This window comes from Ureibacillus terrenus (genome assembly GCF_006569205.1).
Lineage (GTDB): Bacteria > Bacillota > Bacilli > Bacillales_A > Planococcaceae > Ureibacillus > Ureibacillus terrenus.
Genome location: NZ_VIGD01000004.1, coordinates 144,423 through 162,495, shown reverse-complemented (window position 1 = coordinate 162,495; position 18,073 = coordinate 144,423). Strand labels below are relative to the sequence as shown.

Here is an 18,073-nt window from a genome sequence, read left to right as displayed (position 1 = left end):
TCCTTCCCTTCGTTAGCTGACAAAATGCAACAAGTTAAGTAAAGGTAACACAAACAATAAGCTGTCAAAGCGGTCCAAAATTCCTCCATGACCTGGAAGAATCTTGCCCGAATCTTTCACATCATAATGTCGTTTGATGGCGGATTCCACCAAATCTCCCAATTGTCCGAAAACGGAGCTGACAATCGTTACTAGAATAAGTATAAACCAAGGTTTATCAAATGGGTAAATTATATGCATAATACTTGTAATCACGATTGCGGTGAGTATGCCGCCAAAGAATCCTTCAACGGTCTTATTCGGGGAGATTTCCGGCCATAATTTATTCTTGCCGAATTTTCTTCCGATGAAGTACGCTCCGGAATCGGTGGACCAGACGATGAGTAAGGCAAAAATAATGAACTCCAGTCCGGCGTTTCTCGTTTCGATCAAATAGTAAAAACCGATGCCGACATATAAAGCGGACAATAATACAAACCCGATTTCATCAAAGGTAAATTGGTTCTTCACAATAACCGAATGAATCAACAATAAAAGAGCCGCTATGACAAGAAACTCCAATTTTGAATAGGAAGTCGCTTCATGCAATTTATTGGCCCATTGATCGGGCATTAACAGGATATATACGGTCATGAACCCGACGAATCCCGGAACTGAAAAAATGGACATTTTCTTCATCCGCAGCAATTCAAACATTGCCACTGTCGCCATAGCATAAACCAATAAAGCAAAAGGAAGTTTACCATAAACTACAAACGGGATAAAAAAGGCAGCTGCTATGACTGCTGTTATAATCCGTTGCTTCAATCGATTTCTTCTCCTTTCAATCCGTCAATCCGCCATATCTGCGATTCCTTTTCTGATAAGCCTGAATCGCTTCCATAAAATCTTCTTCATCAAAATCCGGCCAAAGAGTTTCTGTAAACCAGAACTCCGTATAAGCCAATTGCCAAAGCATAAAATTGCTTAAGCGCACTTCTCCGCTTGTTCGGATCAATAAATCCGGTTCCGGCAGATGGGAAGTCATCAAATATTGATTCACGGTTTCTTCCGTAATTTCCTCAATCGTTAATTTTCCTTCCTGCACTTCCTTCATCATGGATTTCATCGCCTTGACAATCTCTGCGCGGCTGCCATAGTTCAATGCGAAGTTTAAAATCAGCCCCGTATTATTTTTTGTTTTTTCCATTGCTTTATTTATTGCTCTTTTTGTATGCTCCGGTAAACCTTCCTTTTCGCCGATCATTTGAACGCAAATATTTCGCTCCATAATTTCCGGCAAAAATTCATCGAGGAATTTTTCTGGCAAGCTCATCAAATATTCCACTTCGGTTTTCGGGCGCTTCCAGTTTTCTGTAGAAAAAGCGTATAGGGTCAGCACTTTCACCCCAAGTTCATCCGCGACCCGAGCAATTCTTCTTACGGTTTTCATCCCTTCTTGATGCCCAGCGATCCTTGGCATAGCCCGCCTTTTTGCCCAACGTCCATTGCCGTCCATAATGATTGCAATATGGGAAGGGATTTCTTCAATATTGCTATCCAGTTCGGACGCTCTTTTTTCAAATTTTGCTTTTTTAAAAAATTTCTTAAATATCATGTATTCCCCCACCTGACAACGTTTTGGACGTATTCTTATTAATAATATCAAAATCCAATATATGTGTCTTATATTTCCTTTATAATTATTTGTATTTTTTATAATCTTTTACTATCTTATGTACAAGTTTCCCGTTATACGTTTTTCTGGATAAAAAAACCAATACTTGCAAATTTAAATGAAAAAGACGTCCTGAAAGGAAGGACGTCACAATCGCTTGAAAGTTCTCTTTTGGCGGCAACCATTAAATTGCAAGGATTTCCTCTTCTTTTTCTTTTGCTAAATTGTCGATTTTGGCAATAAAATCATCCGTTAACTTCTGGATATCATTTACATGGCCACGCAATTCGTCTTCCGTAATTTCACCATTTTTCTCCATTTTTTTCAATTCATCATTTGCGTCACGGCGAACGTTACGAATGGCAACACGCGCTTCTTCCGCTTCTTTCTTAACAAGTTTCACCAACTCTTTGCGGCGCTCTTCAGTCAAAGGAGGGATTGCCAAGCGGATGACGTTTCCATCATTGGCTGGAGTTAAACCGAGATCGGATTTTAAAATCGCTTTTTCAATTTCCCCTAATACCGATTTATCATATGGACTTATCACAAGAAGACGAGGTTCCGGAGCAGTAATACCCGCAAGCTGGTTAACAGGTGTCGGTACCCCATAATAGTCCACGTTGATGCGGTCAAGCAATGAAGCATTTGCTCTTCCTGCGCGAATCGATGCAAGCTCCCTAGTAAAAGCCGCGATCGATTTATTCATTTTCTCCTTCGCTTGTTCATACACACTGTTCATTATGCATTCCTCCTAACAACAGTCCCGATTTTGTCACCTAATACGGCACGTTTAATGTTCCCTTTTTCCATAATAGAGAATACTATTAATGGAATATCATTGTCCATACATAATGTGGAAGCTGTGGAATCCATTACTTGCAACCCTTGCTGGATGACATCCAAATAAGTGAGGGTATCGTATTTCACAGCATCCCGATGAATTTTTGGATCCGCCGAATAAACGCCGTCAACATTATTTTTTGCCATTAGAATCGCATCCGCATCAATTTCAGCCGCTCTCAATGCAGCAGTTGTATCTGTGGAGAAAAATGGGTTTCCGGTACCGGCAGCGAAAATTACAACACGCCCTTTTTCGAGGTGACGCACCGCTTTTCGACGTATGTAAGGTTCCGCTACTTGGGTCATCACGATGGAAGATTGTACACGAGTTTCCACATTCAACTTTTCAAGGGCATCCTGCAAAGCCAGGGAATTCATAACCGTTGCAAGCATTCCCATATAATCGGCAGAAGCGCGATCCATTCCCATTTCACTTCCCATTTTACCACGCCAAATGTTTCCTCCGCCAACGACAACTGCCACTTCTACTCCAAGATCAACAACTTCTTTAATATCTTCTGCCACCGATTTAAGAATTTTAGGAGAAATTCCAAATCCTGCTTCTCCTGCTAACGCCTCACCACTAATTTTAATCACAACTCGCTTATATTGCGGCACACTCATAGTAAACCTCCATTATCCATTCTTTTCCTTTTCTGAAAAATAGGGAACACTTAGAGTGCTCCCCATAGAGTTTGTGTATTTATGCTCAATTATTTACCTTTTACTTGGCTCATAACTTCTTCCGCAAAGTTGTCGGCGCGTTTTTCAATGCCCTCTCCAACTTCATAGCGCACGAATGAAGTTACATTGCCGCCTGTAGATTTCACGAAATCGCGTACTTTTTGATCTGGATCTTTTACAAATGCTTGTTCTAATAAGCAAACTTGTTCAAAGAATTTTCCAAGTCGACCTTCAACCATTTTTGCCACAATGTTTTCAGGTTTGCCTTCGTTTAACGCCTGTTCAGTCAATACTTTGCGTTCGTGTTCAACTTCTTCCGCAGGTACTTCATCACGCGTGATATATTTTGGATTGATTGCTGCAATGTGCATCGCAATGTCTTTTGCAGCTTGGCTGTCTGTTGAACCTTCAAGCACAACTAATACCCCGATGCGGCCGCCCATGTGAAGATATGCACCGAATGCATCAGCGTCTGTTTTTGTTTTGATTTCGAAACGGCGGAGGGTGATTTTTTCACCGATTGTTGCCACAGCAGACGCGATTTGGTCTTTGATTGTTTCTCCTTTTTCATTTTTTACTTCCAATGCCGCTTCCACGGATTCAGGTTTAGCTTTAATTAGTTGTGCAGCCAAGCTTTTTACCAATTCTTGGAATTGGTCGTTTTTCGCAACGAAGTCTGTTTCAGCGTTTACTTCCAAAATCACTGCATCGTTGCCTTCTGTTAAAATATAAGTTGTACCTTCCGCCGCGATGCGGTCAGCTTTTTTGCTTGCAGATGCCAAACCTTTTTCGCGTAGGTAATCGATTGCAGCATCGATGTCGCCGTTTGTTGCTACAAGGGCTTTTTTACAATCCATCATACCTGCGCCCGTTTTTTCACGAAGTTCTTTTACTAACTGTGCAGAAATAGCCATTGAAAGTTCCTCCTTGGATCATTTAGTTTACTATAAGTTTTTGCCTTTTTTTATCATAAGAAACCATGGTTTCTCAAAAAAAGGTGATAAGTGAAACATCCACTTATCACCCATGTAGCAGTGAATTACTCAGCAACTACTTCTTCAGCTTGAGCTTCAGATTCACCTTGTTTACCCTCAATTAAAGCGTCTGCGATTTTTGCTGTCAATAATTTTACAGCGCGGATCGCATCATCGTTTGCAGGAATTACGTAGTCGATTTCGTCTGGGTCGCAGTTTGTATCTACAATTCCCACAATCGGAATATTTAATTTACGAGCTTCAGCTACAGCGATGCGTTCTTTGCGCGGGTCTACCACGAACATAACGTCAGGCAATTCGTTCATGTCACGAATACCACCAAGGAATTTCACTAAACGTTCATGTTCTTTTTTCAATTTCATAACTTCTTTTTTAGGAAGAACGTCGAAAATACCTTCTTCTTCCATTTTTTCGATTTCTTTCATACGTGCAACACGTTTTTTGATTGTTTTGAAGTTTGTTAATGTTCCACCTAGCCAGCGTTGGTTGATGTAGAAGTTGCCAGAACGCTCAGCTTCCTCTTTGATAGCATCTTGTGCTTGTTTTTTCGTACCGACAAAAAGAACTTTTCCGCCGTTCGCTCCGACTTGACGCATGAACTCGTAAGCTTCTTCTAATTTTTTCACAGTTTTTTGCAAATCGATGATATAAATGCCGTTACGTTCAACAAAAATGTATTTTTTCATTTTTGGATTCCAACGGCGTGTTTGGTGTCCGAAATGTACACCGGCCTCTAGCAATTGTTTCATTGAGATTACTGACATGAATTTTCCTCCTATTTAATATTGGTTTTATTCCTCCGCATTTATCATTTGGGATAAGCAACTTAAAAGAGGCCTTTTAAGCACCACTTATCCATCAAAATGCGTGTGTAATCGTTACACCACTTGGTAATATAACACAAACCCCTTTGCCGCGCAAGAAGTTTTATGCTTTGCCCTTTAAAAGTTCATTTTTGGAACTTCAATAATAGTTCAATTTCGTTTTTCCCTTTCTGGGTGATTTTTGCAATCTCTTCGATTGATTTTCCTTCTTGATGAAGGGACAATACTTTTTCTTTCAATGACGTTTCCGCCTGTAATGGATCATTCTCTTTTATTTTATGCGCTTTTTCTTTTCCTGCCATTTCGTTGGATGTCTTTAGCTGCTTTATATATGCTATTTTCGCAACGGATTTTGGCACTACTTTCAAGCTTGTTTTTTCTGCCCCATTTTCATGCAAATCGTTTTGCTTGTCATCTGAACCGGGTTGATTGATTTGCTCTGTTGCATCATTTGGAAACTCTTTTGATTGCAATGATTTTAAATTTTTTAATTCATTAATAAACCGATCGTTTTCTTCTTTCATTTCCAACAAATAGGCGCTTATGGCATCTTCCATTTCTTTCATTATTTTATTTTGCCGAATTTCCAAATCCTTAAACTTCGCGATTTTTGAATTTAATATAAAAATAAGAAGAAAGCCGATCAATTGTAAAATGATGAGAAGAATGATGAGTACTGTAGCCATATAAACTCCTATCCACTGTAATCAATAAAATTTCCTTTATAGGGATGTTTCAATTCCTGAGCTTCTTTTCGCTTTCTTTTTTTCTGATGGTGATGGTTGCTATTTCCCCCTTTATTTCCCTTACGATCCTTTTCTTCGGATACTATAGAGATTTTTTCGGTGTCGTTTACGGTGAGTTGCTTTTTTTCGGTTTCTTTTTTTAACGCTTCGTTTGCGTAATATTGCTGCTGAACAACATGCTGCTGATGTTGTTCAGCCAATTTTCCCGCATCCACCGTTTTGGGAATCGCAATTTGTAATTCCACACCTTTTAAACTCATTCGTCCCACCTATAATTATGTATTAGTTCTCTTTGTCAATATGTATTATTCCTCTTTTGATAAAAGCTTTCTTAATTTCAACAGCGCTTTGGAATGAATCTGCGAAATCCGGGAAGTGGATAAATTCAACACTTCCCCGATTTCGGTCAACGTCATCTCTTCCGAATAAAACAAGCTTAAAACGAGCTGTTCCCTTTCACTCAATTTTTTAATATTATCTGCAAGTTCTTCAATCAATTCTTTATGTATTGCTTCCTGTTCAGGTGTCCGGGCATTTTCATCCCGAATCATGTATGTATTCCGGTCATTGTCATCCTGGTCATTCAGTGTTTCATTAAGGGACAATATGTTTGAAAAGAAATGTTCTTGCACCGTTTGATAAACTTCTTCCACCGGTATGTTCATATGTTCTGCAAGTTCTTCCGGCGTCACGTGGCGCATTAATTTTTGCTCCAATCGTTCAATGACTGATTCCATTTTTTTCGCTTTATCCCGGGCTGAGCGCGACAGCCAATCCTCTTTTCTGAGGCCGTCTATGATAGCGCCGCGCACCCTGAAAGATGCGTATGTATCAAATTGCAAATCCCTGTTAATATCAAACTTATTCAGCGCATCAAAAAGCCCCATCATTCCCAAACTTGTTAAATCATCCCGGGAAACATTTTTCGGCAGCCCCGATCCGATTCGCTGGACATGATAAGATACAAGAGGCTGATATTTTTTGATCAATAAATTGCCAGCATGCGGATCCCGGTTTTTTATCCAGCTGTTCCATAATTCTTGCTCATCTAACTTCCTTACCATGGCATCCACCTTTCTTCAATAAACGCCTTTATTACTAAAAATTATATCAAACACAGGTACAAAAAACACCGGATTCAATAGGACCAAATCATTTGATTATCACGCAGTAATTTTTGTTTTTTCTGTGGAAAATAGCCTAACAGAAAGTTTTTTTCATCCAAAAATAGTACTTAAGCATCATCCTTTTCTTCCATCATTGCCCGGACAACATTGGCAATTTCTTCAGCATTTTGGTCTTGCAATCCTTTGGAAGAAGAATGGTGATTGTTCATTTCTTCCGGATTTTCAATTCCGGATTGCATTTCCTCCGAAAGGTTTTCATTTCCGTCTGTTTCATCTTTCTCAATCGCATCATTTAAATGTTCATCATCTGGCGTAAATAAGATGAAGCCGATGAGAGAACGCACAGGAAACATCAGTATGAAAACGGCAATCGCAACGAAAAAGGATGTTAGCATAATTTTTAATGGGGATATCGATTCCTGATACACAATGGCAAACGTGACCGTAAAAGCGAATAAACTTCCCCAGCAATTCCAAAATACAGAACCGTACATTAAATTTCATTCACTCCTTGATTCACTGTGCGAATCATCAATTTTCCTGTTGCAGGATTAAATTCAATGGTCCTTCCGCTGCTGCCTCCCGTATCTTCTGCAATAATCGGGATTCCCAGTTCCTTGAGCACCCTTTTTACAGCTTCCACATTCCTTTGCCCGATCCGCATGATTTCCTTTGACGAAGAAAACTGGAACATTTGGGCGCCGCCGGCAATTTTTGCCTTTAACCGGCATTTTTGGGCCCCTTCCTTCAAGAGCATTTCCTCCAGCCCTTTAATGCCTGTGTCTGCAAATTTGGCAATATTGGGAGTTTCAGAACGGCTGAGCGAAGAATCCGGAAGCATAATATGGACAAGTCCGGCAACTTTCTTCGTTTCATCATATAAAACGACCCCTACACATGAACCCAGGCCAGAGGTACGGATCGTATCCGGCGGTTTGGCCACACCCATTTGGGCAATTCCTACTTTCACTACCTTCCCCATATTATCTGACCCCTAACGCTTTAAAAATGACGTTAAAGGATTCCGGGGAAGGCAATAACAAAAAGCGCCCTGTCATTCCCGAATCCTCTTTTCCTTCTTCAGAGATGGATGTGTGAATGACAATCACGTAATCACTGACCCTGGAAATTTCAATCAGTCCCAAACTTATAATTGCCCCAAACATATCGATGGCCAATCCTGGAACAGTGGAACAAACCTTTAATTGCAAAAAATCTGACAAAGCGGATAAATAAGCGCCGGATAAAATATTTCCGATTTCCTGCATGGCAGACAATCCAAGTTCGGAAACATCAGTGCGCAAATCAAACCGTTTATTTTTCAAAAGCCTCCGGATAAACCGATTTGCCTGTTCAATCGGCAAAACGTAAAACATGTTACCTTCCAGATCGCCTTCCAACCTTAGATAGATTCCAACAACCACCTCATCCGGGACGCCCAATAAATTCATTGTTTCATTAAATGTAATCATCTCCGCTTTCGGGACATGCATTTCTATCCTTTTATCCAAGAGAAGAGATAGGGATGTTGCCGCATGGGCTGCTCCGATATTCCCGATTTCCTTCAGAATATCCAGATGCATTGGATCGATTTTAGGATGAATCATGAGAAATCCCTGCTTTTCAATAGTTTAATCCGGCAAGTTTAATACTTTATCGAGATGGAGCAAAATCAATAAACGATTTCCGATTTTTGAAACCCCTGAGATAAAAGGTTCTTCGATTGCTCCAACCACTTCCGGCTGAGGTTCAATGGAATCGGCCGATATATCGAGCACATCATTGGCCGAATCGACAATAAACCCTGCTTCCATTCCATCCAGCTGAACGATAATGATTCGGACAGACTCGGTTTTTTCGGCAGGCGGGAGTCCAAAACGTTCCCTTAAATCGATGATCGGCGTGACCACCCCCCGCAGGTTGATGACACCTTTCACAAATCTTTCAGTACCTGGCACACGGGTTATATGAATCATTTTTTCGATTCCTTGCACGTGGCTGACCGGAATCGCGTATTCTTTGTCCGCTAATTGAAAAACGATGACTTTGATGATGTCCTGCTCCGATACTACCATTAGAGCACCCCTTTTCTGTCATGATTACATTAACGCATTAATATCAATAATTAAGGCAACTTGTCCATTTCCTAAAATGGTTGCTCCTGAAATGGCAAAAATATTTTTTAAATAGTTGCCAAGGGATTTCAGTACAATTTCTTGCTGGCCGATGAAAGAATCCACTACCAGTCCGGCGAGCTTTTCCCCCTTCCGGACAATCACAACGGAATGGCAGCCGTCTTCATGCTTTTCATTGCGCGGCACTTCGAAAATTTCCTCCAGGAAAATGAGCGGAACCACTTTTCCGCGGAAATCAATGACTTTCTGATTGTGTGCATTTAGAATATCTGATTTTTGAATAATGGAAGTTTCGATGATGGATGAAATCGGAATCGCGTATATTTCATCCTCGATTTTCACCAGCATGGCAGAAATAATCGATAATGTTAACGGAAGTTGAATTGAAAATATTGTGCCGACATCTTCCTGCGATTCAATGGAGATGGCTCCGCCAAGTGCTTGGATCGTCGATTTTACGACATCCAAGCCGACCCCGCGTCCTGAAATGTCCGTAATTTTTTCTGCTGTTGAAAATCCCGGTTCAAAAATAAGTTCATTGATTTGCTTATCGGTCAGCGTCTGTGCGGATTCTTTCGTCACAATTCCCCGTTCAATCGCCTTCTTTAACACTTTTTCTTTATTAATGCCGGCACCGTCGTCTTCGATTTCAATAAAGACATAATTGCCGCTGTGATAAGCCCTTAACGTCACCGTACCTTCTTCCGGTTTCCCCTTCGCTTTTCGGACTTCGGGACTTTCGATGCCATGATCGACGGAATTGCGGATTAAGTGTACCAGCGGGTCGCCAATTTCATCTATTACTGTGCGATCAAGTTCCGTTTCTGCACCTGTAATTTCCAGTTTAATTTTTTTATTCAATTCCCTCGAAAGGGAACGGACCATTTTCGGGAACCGATTAAAAACCGTTTCGATCGGAACCATGCGCATTGTCAACACAATATTTTGCAAATCCCCCATCGTGCGGCTCATCCGCTCAACCGTTTCCGTCAACTCAGGATGTTTCGCCTCAGCCGCGATGGACTGCAAACGTCCACGGTCAATCACCAATTCCTCGAATAAATTCATTAAAATATCAAGGCGCTCGATGCTTACGCGTATCGTTTTGGAGTGGGAATTATGTATGGCGGTCTTCGCTTCTTTTTTTGCGGCTTCCGTTTTTTTATCCTGTTTTGAATCCATATGTATTTCATTTTGCAACTGTTCTTTCGACGCGATGGCCCCTTTGCCCGTTTTCTTGATCATGTCATCCGTAAGCGGTACCACCACAACATGATCAATTTCTGACACTTTGCTGATTTTCTCTTGTATTTCCTCTTGGGAAACTTTCGTGATGAATGCCACTTGGAAAGTTTGGTCAAATTGTTCTTCTTCAAGATTTTCAACGGTCGGGAATGATTTCAATACTTCCCCGTTTTTCTCCAGCACTTCAAACACCATAAAAACCCGGGCGGCTTTCAAGAGGCAATCGGGCCGAAGGGAAACAGTGATTTCATAAACGTTGAATCCTTGTTCTTTCGACTGCTGTATTACCGTAATATCATATTCATCATAAACGAGCTGACTTTCGGAGGAGACTTCCTCCATTGCCACATCTGCTGCGGTTTCCTTAGTTGCAGGATTGTTTTGGGGAAGTTGTTCGCCCGCTTCAATCGCCATTAATTTCGAAACAATTCCGGATACATCCCGCTTACCGCCGCCCCCTCCCGCTATATCCATAATCATTGCTTCCAAATGGTCGACGGATTCAAATACGACATCCAAGATATTCGAATTCACGGCAATTTTTTCATTCCGGATGGCATCCAATACATTTTCCATTTTATGGGTCAAATCCGCCAAATCTTCAAACCCCATCGTGGCAGCCATCCCTTTTAACGTATGGGCCGAACGGAAAATCTCATTGACGATGGATAAATCATCCGGGTTTTTTTCAAGTTCTAAAAGATAATCGCTGCATGTTTGCAAATGCTCTTTACTTTCTTCGATAAACATATCCAAATATTGCTGATTCATTTCCATAGGAACACACTCCCTTTTACCGCAAATATCTCATGATGGTCATTGCAATCTCATTGACATTCACTACTTCATCGATCAGTTGCGTCCCGATGGCTGATTTGGGCATTCCATAAACGATGCATGTCTCAGGGGATTCTGCGATTGCAATGACATTTCCGGATTTTTTTAAAGCGATTAATCCTTTTGAACCGTCGGAACCCATCCCTGTCATAATTACTGCAATTTTATCCAATTCATTAAACTGGCTGACGCTTTCAAACAACGCATCGACACTTGGCCGGTGTCCTGCCCTTGGCGGTTCCTGATCATCCAAAAAGAGTTCGTAATGGGAGCCGATTTTTCTCAATTTTAGGTGAAAACCGCCCGGAGCTATATAGGCCGTCCCTTTCTCCACGATTTCACCCTGCTCCGCTTCTTTTACACGGATCCTGCTTATTTGGTCCAATCTTTCCGCCAACGATTTCGTAAATCCGGGGGGCATGTGCTGGACGATTAAAATCGGGGCGGGAAAAGATTCCGGCAGACGGGTGATGACTTCTTGCAAAGCCCTTGGGCCGCCGGTTGAAGTTCCTATTAATACAATTTTGTCGGCAGTTCTTCTCCAATCGTTCTTTTCCATTTTCCCTATGAAGTTTCGATTGTAATACAGAACGCTTTTTTCATGAAAAGCCGGTTCGTCCGATTGGGATTCTGATAAAGCTTTTCTATGTTTTTTTAATTTTTCTATTGGAATTTTTGCAGCAAGTTCTACTTTATGTATCAATTCTTCCTTTACCTTATGTAAATCAAGGGAAATTGTGCCTCCGGGTTTGGTCACAAAATCAACCGCTCCATATTCCATTGCGAGCAATGTTTGACGGGCCCCTTTTTCCGTGAAACTTGACAGCATCACGACCGGGACAGGGGAAATTTCCATAATGTATTTTAATGTTTCAATGCCGTTCAATTCCGGCATTTCCACATCCATTGTTACGACATCCGGCTTCAATTCCCGGATTTTTTTGATCGCATCTTTGCCGTTTCTCGCTGTACCGATCACCTCAATCGCCGGGTGATCTTTAAAGAAATCACTGATGACTTTCCTCATAAAGGCGGAATCTTCCACAATTAATAACTTGTATTTATTCGAAGGCACCAATCAATCACGACCTTTCAAGAAAATCCTTCTTAATCGTGTCAAGAATGAATTGGAAGGCACACGAATCTCATCTTCTAACCGATTGTTAATAAAACGGTCCACTATTTCCTCCAACGCTTTGGAAACGGGAGCATTCGGATATCCGATGGAAAAGGGAACCTGCTCAATTACTGCTTTGCGCACCGTTTCGTCTTCGGGCAGCCATCCCAGGATTACCGCCTCTTTTGATAAAAATTTGATCATAGTTTTTTTCAACCGCTCCAGCGTTTCCTTTCCCTCTTCTTTTGTATAAACACGGTTGCATAAAAGATAAAAAGTTTTGTTCGGCTCCTTCAAAAGGATAAATTTCATCATCGAATATGCATCGGTAATCGACGTCGGTTCGCAAGTTGTGATGACAATAATTTCATCAATGGATGTCAGAACGTCCAATGACCAATTTGTCGCACCTGCCCCCATGTCGAATAAAATGAAATCATATTTTTTCTGCAATTGCCCAAATCCATAGACAAATGCCTCAAACATTTCTTCCGACCATTCCACAACCGAAGTGAATCCGGATCCTCCGGAAATATAGTGAATGTTATAGGGGCCTTGATAAAGAATTTCTTCAAGGGAAACTGTCCCCTCCAAATAATCCCTCAAGTGATGTCGCCCTTGTTTTCCAATTAAAATATGGACATTGGCCATTCCTAAATCCATATCCAGAATGACGACTTTTTTTCCCAGCTTAGCCAAATTGATTGCAAAGTTGGTCGTAAAATTGCTTTTTCCGACTCCCCCTTTTCCGTTGACGACAGCGATGGCCCTTCCTAAAGCCCCTTGACGTTCCAACATTTTCAACCGCAATTTTTCTGCCTGATCTCTCATTTCCATTCACCTTGGAATAACAATTCAAGTAATTTTTCAACGGAGGCTTCCTCGATGTCTTCCGGAACTTCCTGCCCGGTTGTATAGTAGGCGAGCCCTTTATTATATTTCATCATCAGGTTATACATCGGGCCAATCGAGTTGGTCTCATCCATTTTCGTAAAAATAAATTTTTCGATCGGAAATTCATGAAACTGTTCAATAATGGATTCAATATCTTTTTCTTTCGCGGTCAATGATAAAACAAGATAAGATTCAACCTCATCATCAAAGGAAATGAGCCGCTTCAATTCATTGACAAATTTTGTTTCCTTGTAATTGCGTCCAGCCGTATCAATGAACACCAAATCATAATGGGCAAGTTTTTTGATTGCCTCCAGATAATCCTGAAAGTTATAGACAATTTCGACCGGCGCCTGTAATAGATTCGCATAAGTCTTTAATTGGTCGATTGCGGCAATCCGGTACGTGTCCGTCGTAATAAATCCGATTTTTTTCTTCGCTTCGAGCACACTGCGGGCAGCCATCTTGGCAATGGTCGTTGTTTTTCCTACCCCTGTAGGTCCAAGCACACAGACGTATTTTTTCTTGAAGGATAATCCTCCGATCGGAAGGGATTGCAACTTTACCTTCAATATTTTTTTCGCTATATCGGACATTTCTTGTTTTTGGATTTTGCTTGAGGTTTGTGCATATGCAGCCAGTTCGTTGCAAATGTCTGCAATCAGCTCGTCATTTAAATCCTGACGTTTTAAATAATCGACAAAAGGCTTCATTTCTTCCGGCAAGGAAGATTGAACAGATTCCTGTTTCATCGATTGCAACAGCTCTTTTAGTCCTGCTATCTCTTCCTTCAGATCAGATACGTGATCATTTTTTTCCGTTTCTGTTCTTACAGGAATTATCGTCCGGTAATTGATTGGTTCAGAAAAGGCCGTTCCCTGATGCCCCATTTCATCAATGCCGGCAAGAACCTCAAAATTTTTCTGGCGCACCAGCCCGAAAAACCTTTTTTTTACAACCGCTTTCGAATGAATGATGACGGCATCTTCGCCCAGTTCTGCCCGCACTTGTTTCATCGCCTCATTAATGGAAGGAGCAATATACTTTTTCATTTTCATTCGACGGTCACCACCCCGACACTTTGAATTTCAACATTGGCATCCAGTTCGTTATAGGACAATATCGGAATTTGGGGAAAATATCGTTCCGTCAATTGCCGCAGATACATCCGGATCCCCGGAGAACATAAAATGATCGGCGTTTGTTCCATATATGATACTTTTTCCACTTCTCTTGCGATAGATTCAAGGACATTTTGCGATTCTTGCGGATCCATCGCCAAGTAATTGCCATGTTCGGTTTGTTGGACACTGTCCGCAATGATTTTTTCCAATTTTGCAGGGACGGTGATCACTTTCAATGGAGAACCCTCTTGTACATATTGTCTTGTAATTTGCCGCGCAAGGGCCTGTCTTACGTATTCGGTCAACAGATCTGTGTCGCTTGTCAATTTTGCATAGTCTGCCAATGTTTCAAAGATGACCGGCAAGTTGCGGATCGACACATTTTCTTTTAATAATTTGGCCAACACTTTTTGAATTTCCCCGATGGATAATGGAGCAGGCGTTAATTCATCAACCAGAATAGAATGCGTTTCCCGCAAATGATCGATTAATTGTTTTGTTTCTTGACGGCCCAAGAGTTCATGGGCATTCGCGCGGATCACTTCCGTCAAATGGGTGGAAACGACGCTTGGAGGATCCACAACGGTGTATCCCAGCATTTCCGCTTCTTCTTTCTTTTCTTCCGTAATCCATTTTGCCGGAAGACCAAAAGACGGCTCGATTGTATCGATGCCTTCAATTGAGTCATCATCACCTGGGCTCATGGCCAAATAGTGATCTAACAACAATTCTCCTCTTGCCATCTCGTTGCCTTTGATTTTGATCCGATATTCATTCGGACGCAGTTGAATATTGTCACGTATTCGGACAACCGGAATCACAAGCCCTAATTCCAATGCGAGCTGACGGCGTATCATGACAACCCGGTCAAGCAGATCGCCGCCTTGCTGTGCATCCACAAGAGGTATCAACCCGTAACCAAATTCAAATTCAATCGGATCGACATTCAATAAATTCACGACATTTTCCGGACTCTTCATTGTATCGGTTGCCAGTTCTTCTTCCATTTCCAAGAGTTCTTCCGGATCCTCTTCTTTCCTGCGGCTCATCAAATATGCACCGGCGGCCAATAAACCTGCGACCGGAATCGTAATCCAATCCGGAATCGGCGTCAATAATCCCAATAAGAAAATTGTCCCTGCAGCCACATAAAGCAGCCTTGCCTGTGAAAACAATTGTCCAATAACATCTTCCCCGAAATTTCCGTCGCTGGCTGCCCGGGTTACGACAAGGCCTGTTGCCGTTGAAACGAGCAATGCCGGAATTTGGGCAACGAGGCCGTCACCGACAGTCAATTTGGAGAAATGGTTTGCCGCATCGGAGAAGGAGTACCCCAATTGAAGCATCCCGATAATCAAACCGAAAATCAAGTTGATAAACACCAGGATGATGGATGCAATGGCATCGCCCTTTACAAACTTTGTCGCTCCGTCCATCGCACCATAAAAATCCGCTTCCTTCGAAACTTTATCACGGCGCTCCCGCGCTTCTTTTTCCGAAATCAATCCGGCATTTAAATCCGCATCAATGCTCATTTGCTTTCCGGGCATCGCATCCAATGTAAACCGCGCTGCCACTTCCGATACCCGTTCGGAACCTTTCGTAATCACGATAAAGTTCACAATCACCAGCAGCAAGAAGATAACCAAACCGACCAAAATGTTGCCTCCTGTTACGAATTCCCCGAAAGTATCAATGACATCGCCGGCATCCCCTTGGGATAAAATCGCACGGGTTGTCGAAATGCTGATGGCAAGTCGGAACAGAGTCAAAATCAAAATGATGGAGGGGAAAATCGCAAATTCCAGGGCCTCTTTCATGTTCATCGCAGTGAGCAATACGATTAATGAAAGGGTGATATTGATAATAATTAAGAAACTGAGCAACCATGTTGGCAGAGGGATTACGAGCATCGCTACGATTACGATAATAAATGCCAATACTCCTAAGTCGCGAAATTTCATTTTTTTCCCTCCTGAAAATTAAATCTTGCGTTTGATTCGATAAACATAAGCCAAAATTTCTGCCACTGCTTTGAAAAATTCTTCCGGAACTTCTTCCCCGATTTCCACTTGATCATAAAGCGCCCTTGCCAGAGGCCTGTTTTCAACGGTCACAATATCGTTTTCTTTGGCAATCATTTTGATTTTTTGCGCAACAAAATCCACACCTTTTGCTACGACTTTAGGAGCATCCATCGACTCATCATCATATCGTAAGGCAACCGCATAGTGCGTCGGGTTTGTGATCACCACATCCGCTTTTGGAACTTCCTGCATCATCCGGCGCATCGCCATTTCCCGTTGCCGTTGTTTAATTTTGGATTTGATGAGAGGGTCCCCTTCCATTTTTTTGTACTCATCTTTAATGTCCTGCTTGGACATCCTCAATTGTTTTTCATATTCAAATTTTTCGTATATGTAATCCAATATTGCGACAATCAGCAAGGCGATGGCACTAGCGATGCCCATTATCGCCGCCAATTTCGCGACGGTCGTCAGCACATCCCGAGGATCGTGAAAGGCCAGGGATAAAACATCATCCAAATTCATCCAAATAATGCTCCCGGTTACCGTGCCGATTAACGCCACTTTCAGCAACGATTTGACAAGGTTTACAACGGCCCTCAACGAAAGGATTTTTTTAATTCCTTTAATGGGATCAATTTTTTTCAGATCGAATTTCATCGTTTCCGTCGTAAACAAAAAACCAAACTGCAGAAAGTTGGAGGCAAGAGCCACAATCATTGCCGCTGCCATGATCGGCAACAGGATGACCGCCAATTCGGATAAAGCATCTTTGTATATGTTCATGACCGCATCTTTGTTCAAATTTTCAAATAGCATGTACTGTTCTATTGATTCAGTAAAAAAAGCAGCGAGACCTTTAAACATAATGGGTGCCATCAAGACAAGAAAAAGAAACAGCACCAAAAATATAATCGCGGCTGACAGATCCTGGCTTTTGACAACCTGCCCTTTTTTCCGGGCATCTTTTCGCTTCTTCGGCGTCGCTTTTTCTGTTTTTTCACCGGCAAAATATTGAATATCCAAAGGGAGAAGCAGCTTCAAATTATGCACCACCTAAAAACTGCATGAATTCGCGCATTAACGTAATCATCAATTCAATCACCTTTTGCATCACTTCAACCATGATTCCCATGGATATCACCAAAATGAGGAACCCGATCAAGATTTTTAAGGGGAAACCAATAATGAAAATGTTCAACTGTGGTACCGTTTTTCCGGTAATCCCGATGGCGAGCGTCACCAAAAACAGGGATGCCAATAACGGTGCAGACATTTGAAAAGCCACCGAAAAGATGACCGCAATCATTTTCATTGATATTTCCGCAATCCCGGCATCCCCAAAATTCGGATATCCCTCTATCGGAATAAAATGGTAACTATAGTAAATCCCATCCAGGATTAGGTGGTGACCATTGGTGGCGATTAATAAATATAAAAGTAATAAATTAAAAAATTGACCCATCATCGGACTTTGAACACCGGTTAGCGGATCAACGATGTTTGCCATGGCAAAGCCCATTTCAAAATCTATAAAACCGCCGGCAATTTGGACGATAGAAAATATGATGGCCGCCGCCAGACCGATTGTAAGCCCGATCATCGCTTCTTTGAAAATAAGCAATATGTAATTCCCGTCGATTGGAACCGGTTCTATCTGGACGGTGTAATACATCATCCACGCCAACATTAAAGCCAAGGCAATCTTTAATTGCGGCGGAATTGTCCGGTATGAATAAAAAGGAACGGCAACAAAAAATGCGGAAACCCGGACAAACATCAACAGCAAAACGGAAAATTGCGGTATGATGTCTAACATTT

20 protein-coding genes are annotated in these 18,073 nt (G+C 41.7%); all 20 read right to left on the bottom strand.

Annotated features, from left to right (window positions below):
* Positions 1-12: 12 nt before the first annotated feature.
* Positions 13-807: a phosphatidate cytidylyltransferase gene (locus FKZ59_RS04735; RefSeq protein ID WP_141601593.1), complete on the bottom strand. Its 795-nt coding sequence runs from the start codon at positions 805-807 to the stop codon at positions 13-15.
* A gap of 16 nt (positions 808-823) precedes the next feature.
* The gene (locus FKZ59_RS04730) at positions 824-1,597 is read right to left on the bottom strand and encodes an isoprenyl transferase (protein ID WP_141601592.1); all 774 of its coding nucleotides are present in this window, start codon (positions 1,595-1,597) and stop codon (positions 824-826) included.
* Positions 1,598-1,841: 244 nt separating this feature from the next.
* Positions 1,842-2,396 (bottom strand): ribosome recycling factor, encoded by a 555-nt coding sequence (gene frr / locus FKZ59_RS04725; protein WP_141601591.1) that lies wholly within the window; start codon positions 2,394-2,396, stop codon positions 1,842-1,844.
* Complete coding sequence (pyrH, locus tag FKZ59_RS04720; RefSeq protein WP_141601590.1) at positions 2,396-3,121, bottom strand: UMP kinase; 726 nt, start codon at positions 3,119-3,121, stop codon at positions 2,396-2,398. The genes frr and pyrH overlap by 1 nt, the downstream gene beginning before the upstream one ends.
* Positions 3,122-3,210: 89 nt before the next feature.
* Entirely contained in the window at positions 3,211-4,095 is an 885-nt protein-coding gene (gene tsf / locus FKZ59_RS04715; RefSeq protein ID WP_141601589.1) for a translation elongation factor Ts, read from the bottom strand.
* Positions 4,096-4,220: 125 nt separating this feature from the next.
* Positions 4,221-4,940 carry a 30S ribosomal protein S2 gene (gene rpsB / locus FKZ59_RS04710; RefSeq protein ID WP_141601588.1) on the bottom strand — a complete coding sequence of 240 codons (720 nt, stop codon included), beginning with the start codon at positions 4,938-4,940 and terminating at the stop codon, positions 4,221-4,223.
* Between the two features lie 185 nt (positions 4,941-5,125).
* Entirely contained in the window at positions 5,126-5,686 is a 561-nt protein-coding gene (locus FKZ59_RS04705; RefSeq protein ID WP_141601587.1) for a hypothetical protein, read from the bottom strand.
* 8 nt (positions 5,687-5,694) lie between these two features.
* Positions 5,695-6,006 carry an RNA polymerase subunit sigma gene (locus FKZ59_RS04700; protein ID WP_141601586.1) on the bottom strand — a complete coding sequence of 104 codons (312 nt, stop codon included), beginning with the start codon at positions 6,004-6,006 and terminating at the stop codon, positions 5,695-5,697.
* Positions 6,007-6,051: 45 nt separating this feature from the next.
* Entirely contained in the window at positions 6,052-6,810 is a 759-nt protein-coding gene (locus FKZ59_RS04695; RefSeq protein ID WP_141601585.1) for a FliA/WhiG family RNA polymerase sigma factor, read from the bottom strand.
* A gap of 170 nt (positions 6,811-6,980) precedes the next feature.
* Positions 6,981-7,367 (bottom strand): hypothetical protein, encoded by a 387-nt coding sequence (locus FKZ59_RS04690; protein ID WP_141601584.1) that lies wholly within the window; start codon positions 7,365-7,367, stop codon positions 6,981-6,983.
* Entirely contained in the window at positions 7,367-7,855 is a 489-nt protein-coding gene (locus FKZ59_RS04685) for a chemotaxis protein CheD (RefSeq protein WP_141601583.1), read from the bottom strand. The genes FKZ59_RS04690 and FKZ59_RS04685 overlap by 1 nt, the downstream gene beginning before the upstream one ends.
* 1 nt (position 7,856) lies before the next feature.
* Positions 7,857-8,480, bottom strand: a complete 624-nt coding sequence (locus tag FKZ59_RS04680; RefSeq protein WP_141601582.1) for a chemotaxis protein CheC — start codon at positions 8,478-8,480, stop codon at positions 7,857-7,859.
* A 24-nt stretch (positions 8,481-8,504) separates the two neighbouring features.
* A complete protein-coding gene (locus FKZ59_RS04675; protein WP_141601581.1) occupies positions 8,505-8,948 on the bottom strand; it encodes a chemotaxis protein CheW in 444 nt (147 codons plus the stop codon).
* Positions 8,949-8,972: 24 nt separating this feature from the next.
* Positions 8,973-11,030, bottom strand: a complete 2,058-nt coding sequence (locus tag FKZ59_RS04670) for a chemotaxis protein CheA (protein WP_141601580.1) — start codon at positions 11,028-11,030, stop codon at positions 8,973-8,975.
* A 16-nt stretch (positions 11,031-11,046) separates the two neighbouring features.
* Positions 11,047-12,117: a protein-glutamate methylesterase/protein-glutamine glutaminase gene (locus tag FKZ59_RS04665; protein ID WP_246045820.1), complete on the bottom strand. Its 1,071-nt coding sequence runs from the start codon at positions 12,115-12,117 to the stop codon at positions 11,047-11,049.
* Positions 12,118-12,168: 51 nt separating this feature from the next.
* Positions 12,169-13,038, bottom strand: coding sequence for a MinD/ParA family protein (locus FKZ59_RS04660; protein ID WP_141601578.1), 870 nt, complete (start codon positions 13,036-13,038; stop codon positions 12,169-12,171).
* Complete coding sequence (gene flhF, locus FKZ59_RS04655; protein ID WP_141601577.1) at positions 13,035-14,159, bottom strand: flagellar biosynthesis protein FlhF; 1,125 nt, start codon at positions 14,157-14,159, stop codon at positions 13,035-13,037. Before flhF ends, FKZ59_RS04660 begins: the two co-directional genes overlap by 4 nt.
* Positions 14,156-16,189 (bottom strand): flagellar biosynthesis protein FlhA, encoded by a 2,034-nt coding sequence (flhA, locus tag FKZ59_RS04650; protein ID WP_141601576.1) that lies wholly within the window; start codon positions 16,187-16,189, stop codon positions 14,156-14,158. Before flhA ends, flhF begins: the two co-directional genes overlap by 4 nt.
* Before the next feature lie 18 nt (positions 16,190-16,207).
* The gene (gene flhB / locus FKZ59_RS04645) at positions 16,208-17,296 is read right to left on the bottom strand and encodes a flagellar biosynthesis protein FlhB (RefSeq protein WP_141601575.1); all 1,089 of its coding nucleotides are present in this window, start codon (positions 17,294-17,296) and stop codon (positions 16,208-16,210) included.
* A 1-nt stretch (position 17,297) separates the two neighbouring features.
* Entirely contained in the window at positions 17,298-18,071 is a 774-nt protein-coding gene (fliR, locus tag FKZ59_RS04640) for a flagellar biosynthetic protein FliR (protein WP_141601574.1), read from the bottom strand.
* Positions 18,072-18,073: the final 2 nt, after the last annotated feature.

Bases quoted from the DNA above. Each gene is read 5' to 3' on its own strand.
- FKZ59_RS04730 (WP_141601592.1), bottom strand. From the start codon at position 1,597: ATGATATTTAAGAAATTTTTTAAAAAAGCAAAATTTGAAAAAAGAGCG.
- frr (WP_141601591.1), bottom strand. From the start codon at position 2,396: ATGAACAGTGTGTATGAACAAGCGAAGGAGAAAATGAATAAATCGATC.
- pyrH (WP_141601590.1), bottom strand. From the start codon at position 3,121: ATGAGTGTGCCGCAATATAAGCGAGTTGTGATTAAAATTAGTGGTGAG.
- tsf (WP_141601589.1), bottom strand. From the start codon at position 4,095: ATGGCTATTTCTGCACAGTTAGTAAAAGAACTTCGTGAAAAAACGGGC.
- rpsB (WP_141601588.1), bottom strand. From the start codon at position 4,940: ATGTCAGTAATCTCAATGAAACAATTGCTAGAGGCCGGTGTACATTTC.
- FKZ59_RS04705 (WP_141601587.1), bottom strand. From the start codon at position 5,686: ATGGCTACAGTACTCATCATTCTTCTCATCATTTTACAATTGATCGGC.
- FKZ59_RS04700 (WP_141601586.1), bottom strand. From the start codon at position 6,006: ATGAGTTTAAAAGGTGTGGAATTACAAATTGCGATTCCCAAAACGGTG.
- FKZ59_RS04695 (WP_141601585.1), bottom strand. From the start codon at position 6,810: ATGGTAAGGAAGTTAGATGAGCAAGAATTATGGAACAGCTGGATAAAA.
- FKZ59_RS04690 (WP_141601584.1), bottom strand. From the start codon at position 7,367: ATGTACGGTTCTGTATTTTGGAATTGCTGGGGAAGTTTATTCGCTTTT.
- FKZ59_RS04685 (WP_141601583.1), bottom strand. From the start codon at position 7,855: ATGGGGAAGGTAGTGAAAGTAGGAATTGCCCAAATGGGTGTGGCCAAA.
- FKZ59_RS04680 (WP_141601582.1), bottom strand. From the start codon at position 8,480: ATGATTCATCCTAAAATCGATCCAATGCATCTGGATATTCTGAAGGAA.
- FKZ59_RS04675 (WP_141601581.1), bottom strand. From the start codon at position 8,948: ATGGTAGTATCGGAGCAGGACATCATCAAAGTCATCGTTTTTCAATTA.
- FKZ59_RS04670 (WP_141601580.1), bottom strand. From the start codon at position 11,030: ATGGAAATGAATCAGCAATATTTGGATATGTTTATCGAAGAAAGTAAA.
- FKZ59_RS04665 (WP_246045820.1), bottom strand. From the start codon at position 12,117: ATGAGGAAAGTCATCAGTGATTTCTTTAAAGATCACCCGGCGATTGAG.
- FKZ59_RS04660 (WP_141601578.1), bottom strand. From the start codon at position 13,038: ATGAGAGATCAGGCAGAAAAATTGCGGTTGAAAATGTTGGAACGTCAA.
- flhF (WP_141601577.1), bottom strand. From the start codon at position 14,159: ATGAAAATGAAAAAGTATATTGCTCCTTCCATTAATGAGGCGATGAAA.
- flhA (WP_141601576.1), bottom strand. From the start codon at position 16,189: ATGAAATTTCGCGACTTAGGAGTATTGGCATTTATTATCGTAATCGTA.
- fliR (WP_141601574.1), bottom strand. From the start codon at position 18,071: ATGTTAGACATCATACCGCAATTTTCCGTTTTGCTGTTGATGTTTGTC.